The 15531-nt window shown below is 67.2% G+C and carries 13 protein-coding genes and 1 pseudogene; 11 read left to right on the forward strand and 3 right to left on the reverse strand.

The genetic code is table 11. The annotated features are described in order from the left end of the window. Positions 1 to 442 precede the first annotated feature (442 nt). Positions 443 to 745, reverse strand: a complete 303-nt coding sequence (locus STROP_RS10210) for a hypothetical protein (RefSeq protein WP_011905908.1) — start codon at positions 743 to 745, stop codon at positions 443 to 445. A gap of 70 nt (positions 746 to 815) precedes the next feature. Between STROP_RS10210 and STROP_RS10215 the strand changes: the two genes are divergently transcribed. Beyond that, positions 816 to 1553, forward strand: coding sequence for a helix-turn-helix transcriptional regulator (locus STROP_RS10215; protein WP_011905909.1), 738 nt, complete (start codon positions 816 to 818; stop codon positions 1551 to 1553). Between the two features lie 388 nt (positions 1554 to 1941). Continuing rightward, on the forward strand, positions 1942 to 2334 hold the full coding sequence (locus tag STROP_RS10220; RefSeq protein ID WP_026275475.1) for a VOC family protein: 393 nt from the start codon (positions 1942 to 1944) through the stop codon (positions 2332 to 2334). A 191-nt stretch (positions 2335 to 2525) separates the two neighbouring features. Here the strand turns inward: STROP_RS10220 and STROP_RS10225 are convergent, their stop codons facing one another. Then, positions 2526 to 4076, reverse strand: a complete 1551-nt coding sequence (locus tag STROP_RS10225) for a hypothetical protein (protein WP_011905911.1) — start codon at positions 4074 to 4076, stop codon at positions 2526 to 2528. Positions 4077 to 4575: 499 nt separating this feature from the next. Continuing rightward, positions 4576 to 4946, reverse strand: a pseudogene (locus STROP_RS26365) (MerR family transcriptional regulator); the annotation flags it as partial. 347 nt (positions 4947 to 5293) lie between these two features. On the opposite strand from STROP_RS26365, the gene STROP_RS10235 reads away from it, so the two are divergent. From STROP_RS10235 to STROP_RS10275, 9 genes are all read left to right on the forward strand, one after another. After that, the gene (locus tag STROP_RS10235; RefSeq protein WP_011905913.1) at positions 5294 to 6754 is read left to right on the forward strand and encodes a choice-of-anchor M domain-containing protein; all 1461 of its coding nucleotides are present in this window, start codon (positions 5294 to 5296) and stop codon (positions 6752 to 6754) included. Positions 6755 to 6881: 127 nt separating this feature from the next. Further along, entirely contained in the window at positions 6882 to 7937 is a 1056-nt protein-coding gene (locus STROP_RS10240) for a WxL protein peptidoglycan domain-containing protein (protein WP_043535328.1), read from the forward strand. Positions 7938 to 8058: 121 nt separating this feature from the next. Beyond that, complete coding sequence (locus STROP_RS10245) at positions 8059 to 9642, forward strand: TIGR03773 family transporter-associated surface protein (protein WP_011905915.1); 1584 nt, start codon at positions 8059 to 8061, stop codon at positions 9640 to 9642. After that, the gene (locus STROP_RS10250; RefSeq protein WP_011905916.1) at positions 9639 to 11237 is read left to right on the forward strand and encodes an anchored repeat ABC transporter, substrate-binding protein; all 1599 of its coding nucleotides are present in this window, start codon (positions 9639 to 9641) and stop codon (positions 11235 to 11237) included. Before STROP_RS10245 ends, STROP_RS10250 begins: the two co-directional genes overlap by 4 nt. Then, entirely contained in the window at positions 11234 to 12214 is a 981-nt protein-coding gene (locus STROP_RS10255; RefSeq protein WP_011905917.1) for a choice-of-anchor M domain-containing protein, read from the forward strand. Before STROP_RS10250 ends, STROP_RS10255 begins: the two co-directional genes overlap by 4 nt. After that, entirely contained in the window at positions 12211 to 12954 is a 744-nt protein-coding gene (locus tag STROP_RS10260; RefSeq protein ID WP_011905918.1) for an anchored repeat-type ABC transporter ATP-binding subunit, read from the forward strand. The genes STROP_RS10255 and STROP_RS10260 overlap by 4 nt, the downstream gene beginning before the upstream one ends. Then, positions 12954 to 13892: an anchored repeat-type ABC transporter permease subunit gene (locus tag STROP_RS10265; protein WP_011905919.1), complete on the forward strand. Its 939-nt coding sequence runs from the start codon at positions 12954 to 12956 to the stop codon at positions 13890 to 13892. Before STROP_RS10260 ends, STROP_RS10265 begins: the two co-directional genes overlap by 1 nt. 257 nt (positions 13893 to 14149) lie before the next feature. Next, positions 14150 to 14797, forward strand: a complete 648-nt coding sequence (locus STROP_RS10270) for a choice-of-anchor M domain-containing protein (protein ID WP_011905920.1) — start codon at positions 14150 to 14152, stop codon at positions 14795 to 14797. After that, on the forward strand, positions 14794 to 15435 hold the full coding sequence (locus STROP_RS10275; protein WP_018831695.1) for a choice-of-anchor M domain-containing protein: 642 nt from the start codon (positions 14794 to 14796) through the stop codon (positions 15433 to 15435). Before STROP_RS10270 ends, STROP_RS10275 begins: the two co-directional genes overlap by 4 nt. Positions 15436 to 15531 lie beyond the last annotated feature (96 nt).

Below are 15531 nucleotides of genomic sequence, written 5' to 3' on the forward strand. Positions count from 1 at the left end.
GGCCAGTCGGATGCCGGGCGAGGTCACGCCGGCCTGCTCCCCGGAGGCGGGTCGATGGCAGACGGGATGGCAGAACGTGCTGCTCCCCCTGCGGTAAGAGCCGGACTCGCCCCTGCCGCGGTGATGGCGAGCCCTATCCGGACGACGAATGCCATCGCTACCGGCGGCAGCGCCCGCAGAACCGGAAGGATCAGTGCCTCCGCGGCGTCGAAGGTGCCGCCATCCTCGACATTCACTTCGGCAAGGCCGATGCGCCACCGCGCGAACTCGCTGACGCGTTCTGCGAGGTCGACGTTGCGATCTATTACAACGAGCACTCCGCGCCAGCCGCACTGGACGCGGGGCTGCCGGCCCGCCCGGGTAGTCGAACACCAGGGTCGCCGGCAGCCGCAGCTCGACTTCTTGCGTGTGAGGGGCTGGTCCTTGAGGGGACGCCCCGCCGCTATTGTTCGTAGCTTTTCAGTACCTCGTAGGTGTGGTGTGAGCCGTCGTGGTCCATGATCGAAAAGAACGCGGAGCAGACGTCGCTGTTCTGCTCTGCCTCGACGACCTGGGCGATCGACTCCAGGTCCCGAAAGAACACGAGGTCGGCGTAGCCGCCGCCTTCGTTGTCCTTGACGAGGACCCGCCTGATGATCCCGTCCTGCTTGCTGACGAACTCCTCTTCGAACCGGTCGGAGGCGCCGAGTAGAGCGTCCTCGGAGACCCCGGTCTTGAGCCCGAACGGTGCCAGTGCGATGTGCATGTCCGTCCTTCTCCCTTCATGTGGAACCCACGGTAGGAAGCAACATGTCACTGGCTGGCATATTTGGGGGATGAGCGACGATCAGACTCGGGAGAGCCGGGTCCTGCGCCTCGACAAGCTCAAGGCGTTGCTGGCAGAGCGCGCCTGCACGACAGCCGCCGACCTCGCAGGAGAGCTCGGGGTCAGCACGCGCACCTTGCACCGCGACCTTGCGCTGTTGCGGGAGATGGGAGTTCCCGTCGAGGGCGACCGGGGGACCGGTGGCGGGCTGCGCCTCGAACCCGGTTGGTCGCTTGGCCGGGTGCACCTCAACGAGTCTGAGGCGCTCGGTCTGCTCCTCAGCCTCACCATCGCCGAGAAGGTCGGCTCTCCGCTGTTGTTGGACGACCTACGCTCGATCACTCGCAAGGTCGCAGCGGCGTTCGCACCGGCGCAAGCCCGCCGGATCCTCGCGCTGCGTCAGCGGATCCTGATCGGCCAGGCCGCGTCCGTGCAGGTAGTCGCCGGCTACACCGCGCCCCGGTCAACGGTGACGAAGGCGCTGCTCGACGCATTCGCGCGGTGCCGCACCGCCCTGATGCGCTACGAGGACCGGTACGGCGTCGTCACCGAGCGGGAGATCGAGCTCCAGTTCCTCTACTACAACCTGCCGGTCTGGTACGTGCTGGGATGGGACCTGCTTCGGCGCGACATCCGTTCCTTCCGCATCGACCGAGTCCAGGACATCCAGATGCTGTCCACCGAATTTCGCCTACGGGCTCCCGCTCCGTTCCTGGAAGCCGGCGAGGAAACCGCGCGCACCATGTGAACGGTGTCACGGAACTGCGTCGGCGAGATCAACGAGCAGCTGCGCACCACCGTGATCGCGGTAATTGATGCCTGCCCCGGACTGCGCAGCCCGGCTACCGCGATGCTGTGCACGTCGACCGGTCCGGTCTCGCGGCTCCACCGGTGTCGAATACCCGCACTCGCGCGGACAGCTTCGCGGGCACGTCCAGGATCGGCTAACCGTCGGCGACCAGGCGCTGAGCGATGGTACCGATCGACTCCGCCGCAGCCTTCAATCGCCCGGACCCGGTCGGTGAACGGCGGCCAGCCGCGAGGATCTCCAGACAGCCGACGCCGTCAAACTGACGAAGTAGCCGCTGTCGGCGCACTCGAGTGGCGAGCGGACACGACCCGCGTACGCTGCCATGGTGCAGATTGACGTGGTTACCCTGCTCGTCGCGGAGTACGATCCGGCGATCGCGTTTTTCACCGTCGCGCTCGGCTTCGACCTCGTCGAGGACTCGCCATCGCTGACCAGTGACGGGCGACCCAAGCGGTGGGTCGTCGTCCGGCCTCCAGGTGCCCAGACCGGGATTCTGCTCGCTCGCGCCGACGGAGAACACCAGCGTGCCGCTGTCGGAAGCCAGGTAGCCGGCCGGGTCGGGTTCTTCCTCCGTGTGGACGACTTCGACGCTGCCTACCGGCGGATGACCGAGGCCGGTGTCACCTTCGTCCGGGAACCGCGGACCGAGCCCTATGGCCGAGTCGCGGTCTTTCTCGACATCGCCGGCAACCGGTGGGACCTCCTCGGCGCGACCTGACGTAACCCCGATGCCCGCGGTGACCCCCGCAGGTCCCGTGACCACGCCCTACGCGGTGACTTGGAAGTGCCCTCCCTTGAAGAGAAACCTGTAGATGTCGCAATCACAGGTGTCCCGTGCAGGTCAGGCACTTCCGCTCATCCACACGCCGGTGAACAGCAGGTCTCGGCGACTACCACGAATCGTCCGGGTTAGTTGTCAGCGATGCGGATGAGGCCACCGACGGCACCGATGTACGCGGCGCCGTCGGGTCCGATGGAGATCGGGGCGTAGTGGTTGTTGACAAGTGGTCCGGCTCCGGCCAGCCGGCTCCACACCCGTTCACCGGACCGTACGTCGATCGCGGTGAGGTACCACGCGTCCGGATGTCCAAGCAACTGGCCGCCGGGGCGGGTCGCCAGCTCGTCGGCGGAGGGGTGGGTGTAGGTGTACAGCAGCCCGTTGGCCAGCGAGACCTTACTGACCACACTCGGGATCCGCTCGACCGTGTTGGACCAGTCGACGGAGCAGTTTCGGCCGGGGTAGTCGACGTGTATCCGGGTCAGACCCGGCACCGTGTCGGGCTGCCTGGCCCCGGCCAGCCCTTTGAGCAGCGCCCGTCCGTCGAACTCGTATCCGTAGTTGTTCTCGACGATGATGTCACCACCGACGGCGACGAGGCTGTTCTCGGTGGCGCTGGTGTTGGCGGGAAAGACCGGGTGGGCGCACACTTCGGTCGGCCCGTTCTTGCCGCGGGCGAACACGAGAACCCGCATGGCCGGATCGGCGTTGTCGGTGATGGCCACGTAGCCCCCATCCGGGCCAGACGCCGGGCCGATCAGGGTGGGGGTGGTACCGCTACTGTGGCTGAACTGGCCCGGCTTCTGTCGGCTTCCTCGGTCGTAGGGGGCGCGCCAGGTGACCTCGGGCCGTCCGCTCGGTGTGGCGTCGAACCGGTAGAGCGCGTGGTCGCTGACGACAAAGACTCCGCCCGACTCGTCCACGGCGAAGCTGTTGGTGATCTGCTCACCATTGAATTCGTGTGTTTCGATCCGACCGTTGGCCATGTCAAGGGTGCCGACGGTACCGTCCTCGGCGGCGAACCAGAGCAGTCCCGACCAGTCCGGCAGGGCCGACACGATGCCGCTGGTGCCGATGGCGGGGGTGAGGTCGTAGCTGCGCTGGGGCACGAGGCGGTCGCCCTGGACGGCGACGACCAGGATCTCGCCGGTGTTGGTGGGGATGATCGCCTGGTCGTGGTTGTCGAGGTAGAAGTACGCGCCGCCGACGGCATCGGTGGGGCTGGCGCTGGCGGCGCCAGGCAGGCTCAGGGTGGTGATGGGGTCGAGGGTGTCCGGATCCAGGAGGAGAAGCCGAGGTGCCTGGCCCGGGGTGATGCAGACCGTGACGATCCGGCCCCTGGAGTCGAAGGTGACCGTGAGACACACTCCGCCCTGCAATCGGCTGCTTACCGTCAGGTCGGGCCCGGAAGGGCCAGGGTTGTGGTATGCGTCGGTCTGGTAGGCGTCGCCATGCATGTTGCTGGTGCCGTTGGCGGCCATGAAGGGATGTTGCGGTACCTCCGCGGTGTCAATCGGGTGGGCTGTGGCCGGCTGACCCGTGAACGGCCGTAGTCCGACGCCGCGGGGATCGACGGGGATGGGCAGGGTGCGCCCAGCCGCACTGTCGACTGTGGTCGTACTAGGTAGCGTCAGGCCGAGTACCGTCATGACGGAGGCCAGGGCGAGACTTCGCTTGCGCATGTTCATGGTCCTGACTGTCGACAGATATCGATAAAGGGTGAAGTGTAGAGGTGTGTCGGTTGCATCGGCAATGGGCGGTAGAGCCCGATGGTGGGTCGATGGCCGGGTTCGTCAACCAGTAGCTTGATCGCGGATTGCCGATAGCTAGAAACCGTCCCTTATCAATGGGCAGGTCGAGGGCATTCTGGTTGATCTTTGTCGTATGTCCGACTGGAAGACGTCGACGGCCTCGTCGCGGGTCGATGTTTATGGATGCAGAAAGGTGGGTGATCTTCTTTGTCCGCAGGAATTCCTCGGCCACGGCATCGACGAAGCCCGGCTCCATGCCCTGCGCCAGTTCCACTTGTGGCAGGGCCTGGATCGGGTTCTCGCCCCGTCACTGCGCACCGCCCCGCCGTTGGGCAACAGGAGCAGGCCGCGCCGGGCGTTGCGCGGTCGGCTCGGGTTCGCCGGCTTCGGCGAGGGCGGTGTGTAGATCGCCGCGGCTGACGACGGCGGACAGGCCGTCGGAGCAGAGCAGGTAGCGGGTCTCCGGCAAGGGCGGTCGGGACAGGTGCTCGATGAGTCTGGCGACGTGGTGGGCGCGGGTCGCGGTGTCGGCGGTGGCCTGTTGCCAGTAGGTGCTGACCGCTCGGGCCGCCGCGTCGGGCCTCAGGTCGCACACGGTACGAATCTCGGCCAGCGGCATGCCGATGCGGCGTAACTGGGCGATCAGCCAGGCGTGAGCCAACTGTTCCGGGTCGTAGAACCGGTAGCCGGACTCGGAATCGACCGCCGTGGGCGGCAACAGCCCCACCTTGTCGTACCGGCGCAGCGCCTTCGTGTCAGCCGCGCCGCTCGGGCGAACGCGCCGATCGTCAACAGCCCCACGGTGCCATCCTCCTCGTGCCGGCCCGGTGCCGGCGCGGACCACGGTGCTGCTTCCCCAAGGGGCAAGGTCAAGCGTCGAGCGGAGCTCGGCGAGGTGGCGGGTACCTGGCCGGTGGTGAGCCAGCTGTAGACGGCAGTGCCTGACCCGCACCGAGATGGCCTGACCGCTGGTGCGCGAGGTGCACCGCGGCCCCACGCGACGACTCCTGCGCGCGTGTTCAGGGTGCCGTCGAGATCGTCGCCAACCCCGCATGGAACTGGCCGACCAACGATGCAATAATGAAAACCGTTGTCGTTACTGTTGTCCAGCTCGGGCGCGGTGTGAAAGGGGAGGTATGAATGCGACGATGAGGGCTCGCGGCTTCGCGGCCCTACTAACCGGGGTGATGGTGATCTTCGGTACGGTGCTGGCACCCACTGCTGCGTCAGCGGCAGAAAGGACGGTGTTGTCCAAAGGACACGCCGATGCGATCGACGTGCGTTACAGCGACGGCGAGCTGTCGTTGAAGGTCAACGACGACACGGTCAGCCCGGCCGTGGTCAGGGATCCAGCGGACGTCACGTTCCAGGTCCTGCCGGAGGCGGCGATGGCCGTTCCGGACGATTCCCGGTTCGCCTTCCTCGGACCGGCGGGTAGCCAGATCTGGCTGCTGCCGATGACCCAGGACCCGGACCTGCTCTGGCCGGGTTGGAACACCACGACGCTCGAGTCCGATGTGTTCGAGGGGGACACGGTTCGACTGAGCCTGGTCGAGGCGCAGGGGCCGGGCAACGTCACGCTGTTCACGCAGGATTCGTTCGGCGGTCCGATCATCAAATTCCGCGGGGACGACGGGCTCCCGGACGCGATCGACGTGCCGGTGCACACCCATGCGCACTCGAACTGGGCGTTCAGCGCGTTGGGTGACTACACGCTGACGTTCCAGGCCGACGCGAGGCTGACCGACGGCACCACGATCAGCACCGGGCCGGTGGACTATTCGTTCCTCGTCGGCGAACTGCCCGGTAACGGCTCGGAGGTCAGCCTGTCGATCAGCGGCATGGCCGACGAGTACCAGCCCAACGACACCGTCACGCTCACCGCCGTGCAGACGCCGCAGACCGAGCTGGATTCGTACCACTGGTTCAGCAAGTGCCCGGGTGCGTCTGACTGGACGATTATCACGGGCGAAGCGGGTGCCAGCTACTCGTTCACCGCGACCCGGGAGCTGAACGCCTGCGAGTACGTGGCCAAGCTCTACGACGACGATGACGTGGTTTCCGCTGTCAGCGAGGCGGTGATTCTCTGGGTGGCGTTCGCGCCCGCGGAGCCAGGGAGCTCGCAGACGATCACCGCGTCGATCGACGAGACACAGGGCTCCCTGGTCATCAGCGTCGACCCGGACGACCGGGCCGTGGTGCTGCCACCCGCCCAGCTCAACAGCGCCGGTGACCGGTGGGAGAGCAGCGGTGAGCTTCGGCCGGTCACGGTGACCGACACCCGCGCCGGTCAGCCGGGCTGGAGCGCGTCCGGGCAGATCCCGGATGACTTCGCCGGGCCCGACGACGCCACCTTCAGCGCCGGCTACCTCGGCTGGACCCCCCGGGTCCTGGCCCAGGGCGCCGGGCAGGGGGTCATCGCCGGTCCCGAGGTGGCACCGTACGTCGTCGGCAGCGGCGGCGGCCTCGGCAGCAGCGCGGTTCTGGGTTCGGCGCCGAACGACGCCGGGCGGGGCACCGCCCAGCTGGGTGCCGGGCTGCGGCTCAGCCTGCCCACCGAGACGGCCGCGGGAACCTACACCGCGACCCTCACCCTTACCGCGATCTAACCGTGCCGACCGCTCCGGCGGTCCGGCACTGACTCTCGCCCCCGGACGGCTGCGGGGTGGGCGGAGCGTTGCCGCGCCCGCCCACCCCGCCTCATCCCTCGCCCCACGGAACGGAAACCGTCGCCCCATGCGCCTGCTCGCCGCCATGGCCACTGGTATCGCCCTGCTCGGCGCTGCCCCGGCACCACCCGCGCCATCGCCGGGCCCGTCGTCGGCTCCGTCCGCCGTGACCTGGGGCGTGGCACCGTCGAGCCCGGACGGCCCGAACGGCCGTCCGGCGTTCACCTACAAGCTTGACCCCGGCGCGACGCTGACCGACTACGTCGCGGTCACCAACCACTCGACGCGTCCGCTCACCCTGAACCTCTACGCCAGCGACGCCTTCACCACCCGAGACGGCGGCTTTGACCTGTTGGCCGGCGGTCAGCAACCCACTGATGTCGGCGCCTGGGTCCGCTTCACCCAACGCAGTGTGACCATCCCGTCCACGTCCCGCCTGAATGTTCCGTTCACCCTTGCCGTGCCGGAGAACGCCACACCGGGCGACCACGCCGGAGGGGTCGTCGCGTCACTCGCCACCTCGGCGGCCGACGCACAGGGAAACCAGGTCGCCGTCGACCACCGCGTCGGTACCCGGATCTACCTGCGGGTCACCGGTGAGCTGCAACCTGCGTTGACCGTCGAGAACCTTCGGGTACGGCACGCCGGGTCGCTCAACCCCCTGGTTGGAGGCACGCTCACCGCCACCGTCACCGTCCGCAACACCGGCAACGTTCGGCTCACCGGCCGACCTACGCTCGACGTCGCCGGCCCGCTCGGCCTCGGCCGGCGTTCCGTGGAGGCGGGGGACCTGCCGGAGATCCTGCCTGGCGGCGAAGTGACCACCACCGTACGAATGACGGGTGCGCCACCGTTGTTCCGGCTGACCACGAAGCTCACCATCAGCCCCGCTGCCGTCGGCGACCAGGTCCTCGACCCACCACCGCAGGGCGACACGACGCACGTCACCGTCTGGGCGGTGCCCTGGTTGCAGCTAGCCCTACTTGTCCCATTCTCCCTCGCAGTCTGGCTGCTGATCGTTGCCCGACGCCGGCGGCTCCGAGGGATGGCGCAGGCGGTGGCCGCCGCCCGTGAACAGGGCCGAATGGAGGGGAGCCGGACCGACCGGAAGGACGAACAGTGACCCGGCGGCCGTACCTCAGCCGTCACACCGGTCCTGCGACGACGCCGCGGCGTGCCGCCACCAACGGTGCCGTTCCGAGACCGTACGAGACAACACCATCACGTCGCCTGGGGAGCGAACAATGACGATGAGAAGCAGGTGTGCCGGCGCGACCGGCCTTGCCCTGGCCATCCTGGCACTGGCCGTAGGAGCCGCGCCCGCCGTTGCGGAAACGGCCGCGATGAGCGCGACCGATGCGGACCTGGTCTCGGTGACGCTCGACGGTGACGCGATGTCACTGCGGATCCGAGACGCCGGTCAGGTGGCCCGCGACGCGCCGGGGTATGACCCGGCCGAGGTGGTGCTCGGCCCCAACGGGGGCTTGTCGGGCCGGGTTCCGGCTACGTCGGCCCTCGCCTTTCTGGGACCGGCAGGTCAGCCGGTGTGGTCGCTGTCCGCCGGTGACACCGGGTTCCCCGCCCTGGACACCACCGGCGTACCTGTGGGCTCTGTCACCGAGGACACAGTGACGCTCAGCCTGCGCTCGGTCGAGGGGCCGGGCACCTTCACCGCCTACCGACTGGCGGGCGTCGAACGGGCGACCGCGCTGTTCGGCAGCGGCACGAATCTGCCGCGGTCTCTGCGACTGCCAGCGGCTACGCGTACCGACGGCGTGGTGTGGGCCTTCGACACCGCCGGTGACTATCGGCTCACGCTGACCGCATCGGCGGACCTGCGCTCCGGTAAAGCGGTCAGCGCTGAGGCGACGTATCGGGTTCGCGTACCAGCGATCGTTCCGGCTGGGCAGGTACTGCCGCCGGCTGCGCTGCCGCCGGCTGCGCTGCCGATGCAGTCGCAGCCTGACAGCCGGTCGGCTGCGGCAGAACCGAGGCCAATCGCGGCACCGAAACCGCTCGCCGCGCCGATGGCAAAGGCTGCCCCGGCAACGGGCATGACCACGGCGACGGGTGCTCAACAGGTCATCGCCGACGGACACGTCGACATGGGACCGCAACTGTCCGGAGACGAGTGGACAATTCGGATCAAGGACGATCGTTCCAGCCCGGCTGTGTGGCGAGAGACCGCCGACGTGGTTCTATGGATCAAGGACAATGCGAAGATCACTGTGCCAGCCGGTGCCGACTTCCTCGGTGACCAGGGCGATCCAGTCTGGCTACTGCCCCAGTCCCAGCAGCCCGGCATCGTCTGGCCGGGCTGGAACACTCAGCACGAGTCTGTCGTCTCCGGCGTCAAGGGCAACGTCACCTGGACGCTGAAGGGCGTCGACGGGCCCGGGCGGTTCGCTCTCTTCCTGACCGGCTCGTTCGGCAAGGCCGACGTGCTGTTCGACTCCGCCGCGTCGTTCCCACAGCAGCTGACCGTTCCGCTGAACACGCACGCGCACGGCAACTGGGCGTTCAGCAAGCCCGGCCTGTATCGCCTCGCGGTGCAGATGAGCGGTACCACCACCGCCGGCAAGGCGGTCACCGACACGAAGACGCTGACCATCGCCGTCGGCGACAGCACTGACCCGACCGACGGCTTGGGATCGGGCAGTGGCTCCGACGGCGACGGAAAGGACCAGGGTAGTGGTGGCCCGCTGCCGCGTACCGGCGCGGGTTGGGTGCTGCTGGCCGTCACGGTTGGCGTCGTCCTTGTCGTCGCTGGAGCGTTGCTGGTGCTGCTCGCCCGTCGCCGTGCTGGCCCCACCTGGGAGAGCTCGTGATTCCGGCGGCCCGGTCCTTGCTGCGGAGCACGGCCCTGTCGCTGCTGATCGTGGGGCTGGTCGCGGGCTGTCGGTCCGAGGTGGCGTTAAGCGCGAACGACGAGCGCCTGCAGGTCATCACGACCACTGGGATCCTGCGTGATCTGGTGAGCAACGTCGGCGGTGACCAGGTAGCGGTCAGCTCGTTGGTGCGCGACGGTGCCGATCCACACAGCTACGAGCCGTCGCTGCGCGACATCCGGGACGTGGTCTATGCCGACGTCGCCTTCAGTAACTATCTGCTGCTCGAAGAGCAGGCCATCATCAAGGCGCTGGATGCCAACCTGCGCGAGGGCGTGCCGAACATCTCGTTGGCAGAGGGAGCGGTGAAGTACGCCGCGGAGATCATCCCGCTGGTCGAGGACGTGTCGCTGGACACCATTTGGTTGGGCATGCGGGTACGCGGGACCGGTGCGGTGCACGGCGCGAATCGCGCCTCGGACGTGTTGCTCAGCGCAACCTCGGCCGACGGTCCTGGTGATGTGGTCGCCTACCTCACCGGGTCCTTTGGCAACCCGTCGGTCTACATTGACTCCACCGACGGGTTCGATCCGGCCAATGGCTTCCGTGCCGATACCGCCATGCTCCCACCCGACGCGCACACGCACATGAGCTGGGCCTTTACCAAGCCCGGTATCTATCGGCTGAGCATGCGGGCACAGCTGTCCGTCGACCCGCAGGCACCATCGGTTCCCATGGGCGAGCAGGTGTTCACGTTCGCCGTCGGGGTGGATCCGCACTCGGTGCCGGGTATGCCCGCGGCCACGGTCCTGAGTGCCGGCCATGCTGATCTCACCGTCGACCTTGACCAGCAACGGCTCTACCTGTTCGCCGACCCGGAGGGCAGCGGTGAGGCGAAACAACAGGTCTATGACCCGGCCCGCACGGTTATCGAGGTGCCGAGTAAGGCACTGCTGGAGGTGCCCGGTGATCGCAGGCTCCGGTTCCTTGGTCGGCCCGGTAGTCGGGTGTATCAGCTTCCGCAGGCGGTCCTTGGCAAGCACGTGCATGGGGAGATTGACCCGCACCTGTGGCAGAACGTGCGCAACGCGATCTCCTACACCGAACTCATCCGCGACACCCTCATCGAGGTTGATCCCCGAGGTGCGGCGGCCTACCGGTCGAACGCCTCGGCCTACATCCACAGGTTGGAGCAGCTCGACACCTACATGCGGAACACCATCGCCGACATACCGCCGTCGCAACGGCACCTGATCACCACTCATGACGCGTTCAGCTATCTGGGTCAGGCGTACGGGGTGAACATCTCCGGGTTCGTCGCCCCGAACCCGGCCGTCGAACCGAGCCTGGCCGACCGTCGCCGTCTTACCGAGACGATCCGCAACCTGAAGATCCCCGCGGTGTTCCTGGAGCCGAACCTGGCAGCCCGGTCTACCACCCTCAACGAGGTCGCCCGCGAGGAGGGGCTTCGGGTGTGTGCGATCTACGGCGACACCTTCGACCGTGACATCACCAACTACGTGCAGATGATGCGGTTCAACGCCGACTCGCTGCGTGACTGCCTGACTACTACCAAACAGGGGAGGCCTCAGTGACATCTGGATGGGCACGACGCCGCACCCGCGTACGCGGACTACTTCCACGCTGCGCGCTCGCGGTGCTGGTCGCGCTGACGACGGCGCCGGCTGCCGCTGCGGCGAAGGAGCCCACCCCGGGGCTCAGCCAGTCGATCGCCGCCGACCAGCCGCTCGCCACCGGTCGGGCAGAACTCGGTGCCGGACACATCGACCTCGGCCCTCGCTACGTCAATGACCGGTGGACGCTACTGATCCACGACGGCACACAGGCGCAGCCGGTGTGGCGTGACCCCGACGAGACGGTGTTGCGGGTGTCCGACGCCGCGCTTCAGACCGTTCCGGACGATCCGGCGTACGCGTTCCTCGGCGTTGACGCCGGCAAGCAGGTGTACGTGGTGCCGCAGGTCCAGAACCCCGACGTCGTCTGGCTCGGCTGGAACACCCAGGACCCCCGGGTGATGCAGAGCATCGACCGTGGGGTCACCCTCTCCTTGCTGGGCGTGGATGGCCCGGGAACCCTCACGACGTACCTGCAGTCGGGGAACTTCGCGGCCCCAGAACCGCTGTGGCGCTCCGTCGAGCCGAAGGCACAGCCTTTCTGGGCCGAGGTCAACACCCATACCCACGCCAACTGGGTTTTCACCGCACCAGGCGTCTACCTGATCGCGGTGCAGGTATCCGCCAACCTGATTGGCGGTGAGACAGTGTCAGCAACCCGCATGTTGCGCTTCGCCGTGGGCGACGGCACCAGCGTCGACGAGGCGTATGCCGCCACCGCGGACGTCCCCGGGTCGGCGGAACAGGCGTCGCCGGCCAGCGACCGTGCCGAGGATGGCAAGCCGGCCGGCGAGTCCACGACTCTGCTCCTCGCCGTGATGGTGGCGCTAACGGTCCTGCTCGCCACCGGCCTGGTGCTTCTGCTGCTGCGGGGACGCAGGGCCAAGCGGCAGGCTGAGCGAGAAGGCGGGACCTCGCTGTCCGGAGGTGACCGTTGAGCGAGCTCGAGGTTGATCAGCTGGACGTGGACCTTGGTGGTCGACCGGTCCTGCGGGACATCCACCTGCGCCTGGACCGGGGTGAGCTGGTCGGCCTCCTCGGTCCGAACGGTGCCGGTAAGACCACCCTGCTCCGCGCGATCTTGGCGCTGACCGCTGTCCGCGCCGGCCGGGTGCTGGTGGGGGGCAAGCCGTCGCGTCCCGGCCGCTGCGAGATCGGCTACGTCCCCCAGCGCCACGAGTTCACCTGGGACTTTCCCATCTCTGTCGAGCAGGCCGTGATGAGTGGCCGGACCGGCCGCATGGGGCTGTTCCGCCGCCCTGGCGTCGCCGACTGGCGGGCCGTCGGTGACGCTCTGGACCGGGTACAGCTCACTGAGCTGCGTCGCCGACCGGTCGGCGAGTTGTCTGGTGGGCAACGCCAACGCGTCCTGGTCGCTCGCGCTCTCGCGCTCGCGCCGCGGGTCCTCCTGCTCGATGAGCCGTTTACCGGGCTGGACATGCCCACCCAGGAACTACTGGGTGACTTGTTCACGAGTCTGGCCGGTGAGGAGCACGCGGTACTGATGACCACCCATGACCTCGTAGCCGCGGTGGACACCTGTAGCCGCCTGGTCCTGCTCAACGGTCGGATCATCGCCGACGGACACCCGGCGGACCTGCAAGACGCCGCGCTGTGGACGACGACTTTCGGCGTGAGTGACACCTCCCCGCTACTGAAGCTCGTGAAGGCGATCTGATGTCGATCACTGATTTCCTCACCGACCTGTTCAACCCCAACCTTGCGTTCCTGCCGAAGGCCTTGGCGATCGCGGTCATGTCAAGCATTGTCTGCGGTGTCGTGGGCTGCTATGTGGTCCTGCGGGGCATGGCCTTCATCGGCGACGCCGTGGCCCACGCGGTCTTCCCGGGAATCGCGGTCGCCTTCGTCCTGCAGGGCAGTCTGGTCCTGGGCGGAGCGGTCGCCGGGGTCGCCACCGCACTGCTGATCGCGATCTTTTCGCAGAATCGACGCGTCAAGGAAGACTCGATCATCGGTGTCTTCCTGGTTGGCGCGTTCGCCCTCGGCATTGTGATCATCTCACAGGCTCCGGGGTACGCCGGATCCCTGCAACAGTTCCTGTTTGGCTCGATCACCGGCATTGCCGACCGGGACCTCTACGTCGTCGGTGGTGCCGGCCTGGTCATTCTCGGCCTGGTACTCGCTCTGCACAAGGAATTCGTCGCAGTCTGCCTCGACCGCGAGATGTCGCGCTCGATGGGGCTTTCGGTCTTCTGGCTCGACATCGTGCTCTACGTTTTGGTCACCCTCGCCGTGGTGATCTCTCTGCAGACGATCGGAACCATCCTCGTCCTCGCTTTGTTGATCACCCCTGCGGCGGCGGCTCGTCTACTCACCGACCGACTCGGCGTGATGATGCTGCTCGCCCCGGTGATCGGCGGCTCGGCAGCGGTCGTTGGCCTGTATCTGTCCTGGAGCTACGACACGCCGGTTGGTGGCACGATCGTTCTGATTGCCACGGCCGTCTTCCTCGCTGCCTGGTTGCTTGCCCCTCGACACGGCCTCTTGACCAAGCGATGGCGGCGGGTGAGTGGGAAGGATCTCGCTGGTAGTGCCCGCCCTTCGTCGCTGTCCAACCCCAGTTCTCGCCAGGAGCCATCACCGGCTTCGCGGTAGACCACCCGGACAGGTGGGGAGGGGCGAGCAGTCATCAGTTCCCCTGGGATGTTCTCCTCACCGACTCGCGATGTTGGCCACTGTGGGCATCCGATCGACCGGGTTCGGCGGTTGCTGTCCGATCACCGCACGACACTCCGCTGAGGACGCATTGCAGTGACTGACTTCACCCGACAGTCCCTTCCTTCCATAAAAGAAAACGACTATCATTTCCAATATCCGTGGTCCAACGGGGACTGCGGGGAAGGAGTTCCTTCGTGCGTAAGCCCATCCGCCTGCTGCTCACCTCCGGGGCGGTGACCGCGGCAATGCTCGTGGCAGCGCCACCAGCGCAGGCCTCACCGGTGACGTTCAGCTCCGGACACATCGATCTGGTCGACATCGCCTACGAGGACGGCGAGCTGGAGCTCGGTGTCCACGACGAGGACAACGACGTCGAGTACGCCACCGACGACGTCAGGGTCATCGTCAAGCGGCAGGCTGAGGTGACGGTCCCGAACGACCCCGCCTTCGGATTCCTCGGCACCCCCGGTGTGTCGACGGTGTGGATCCTGCCCGAGATCCAGAACACCGACCTCGTGTGGCCTGGCGTCGCCACCGAAGAGGTCGAGGCCGGCGTCTTCACCGACGACGAGCTCACCCTCACGATGCAGTCGGTCCACGGTCCCGGGGAACTTGCCCTCTACACCGAAAACGCGGTCGGGCAGCCCAACGTTATCGTCGACAGTGGTGACGGTCTGCCCGACACCATCGCCCTGACCGCCGGCGACCACCAGCACGCCAACTGGGCCTTCGACCGCGCCGGCACCTACTGCATCACGTTCCACGCCACCGGCACCCTCGCCGACACCGGGCAGCAGGTCAGCAGCGAGACGGTTACCCTGCGTGTCGTGGTCAGGGGGTGAGCACCATGCACGTCCGTAGCCGAATTCTCACCGGCCTCGCCCTCACCGCCGCGCTGCTCGCCGGCACCGCCACTCCCGCTGCCGCAACGCCGATCGTGTTGTCCAGCGGCCACGTCGACGTCATCGACGTCGACTACGCCGGCGGCGCACTGACCGTCAACCTGCTCGACGACTCGGTGGAGCGCAACCCCGCCGATGTCATCCTGCGCGTCCCCAACGCCGCCAAGGTCACCGTGCCCAGCCGGAGTGAGTGGTCGTTCCTCGGCACCGACAATCAAGCGTGGGTGCTACCGCAGTCCAGCAGCTCCGAGCTGCTGTGGGCAGGCTGGAACACGGAAGAGGTGCCCAGTGGCGTGTTCCAGAACAACCGGGTCACCTTCAAGCTCACGAACGTCACCGGGCCGGCCGGCTTCAGTGCCTACACTGTTTCCGGCGGCACCCCAACGGTGCTCTTCGACAGCGGTGACGGGCTCCCCGACAGCCTGAATGTCAACTACAACACCCACGCCCACGTCAACTGGGGCTTCGACGCCGCCGGAACCTACGACGTCACCTTCGAGGTCACCGGCGTGCTCGCTGCCAACGGCACCACCATCAGCTCCGGTGCCAATACCTGGACCTTCGAAGTCCTTCCCTGATGCCCTTTCCCCCGGGTCGTCAACCACAGACGCCCACAAGGTACGGGAATCTGTGGTAAGGGGCTGAACCGGCCGGCGCGAGCCCACTACTCATGG

Source organism: Salinispora tropica CNB-440 (assembly GCF_000016425.1).
In the GTDB taxonomy this organism is placed as follows: domain Bacteria; phylum Actinomycetota; class Actinomycetes; order Mycobacteriales; family Micromonosporaceae; genus Micromonospora; species Micromonospora tropica.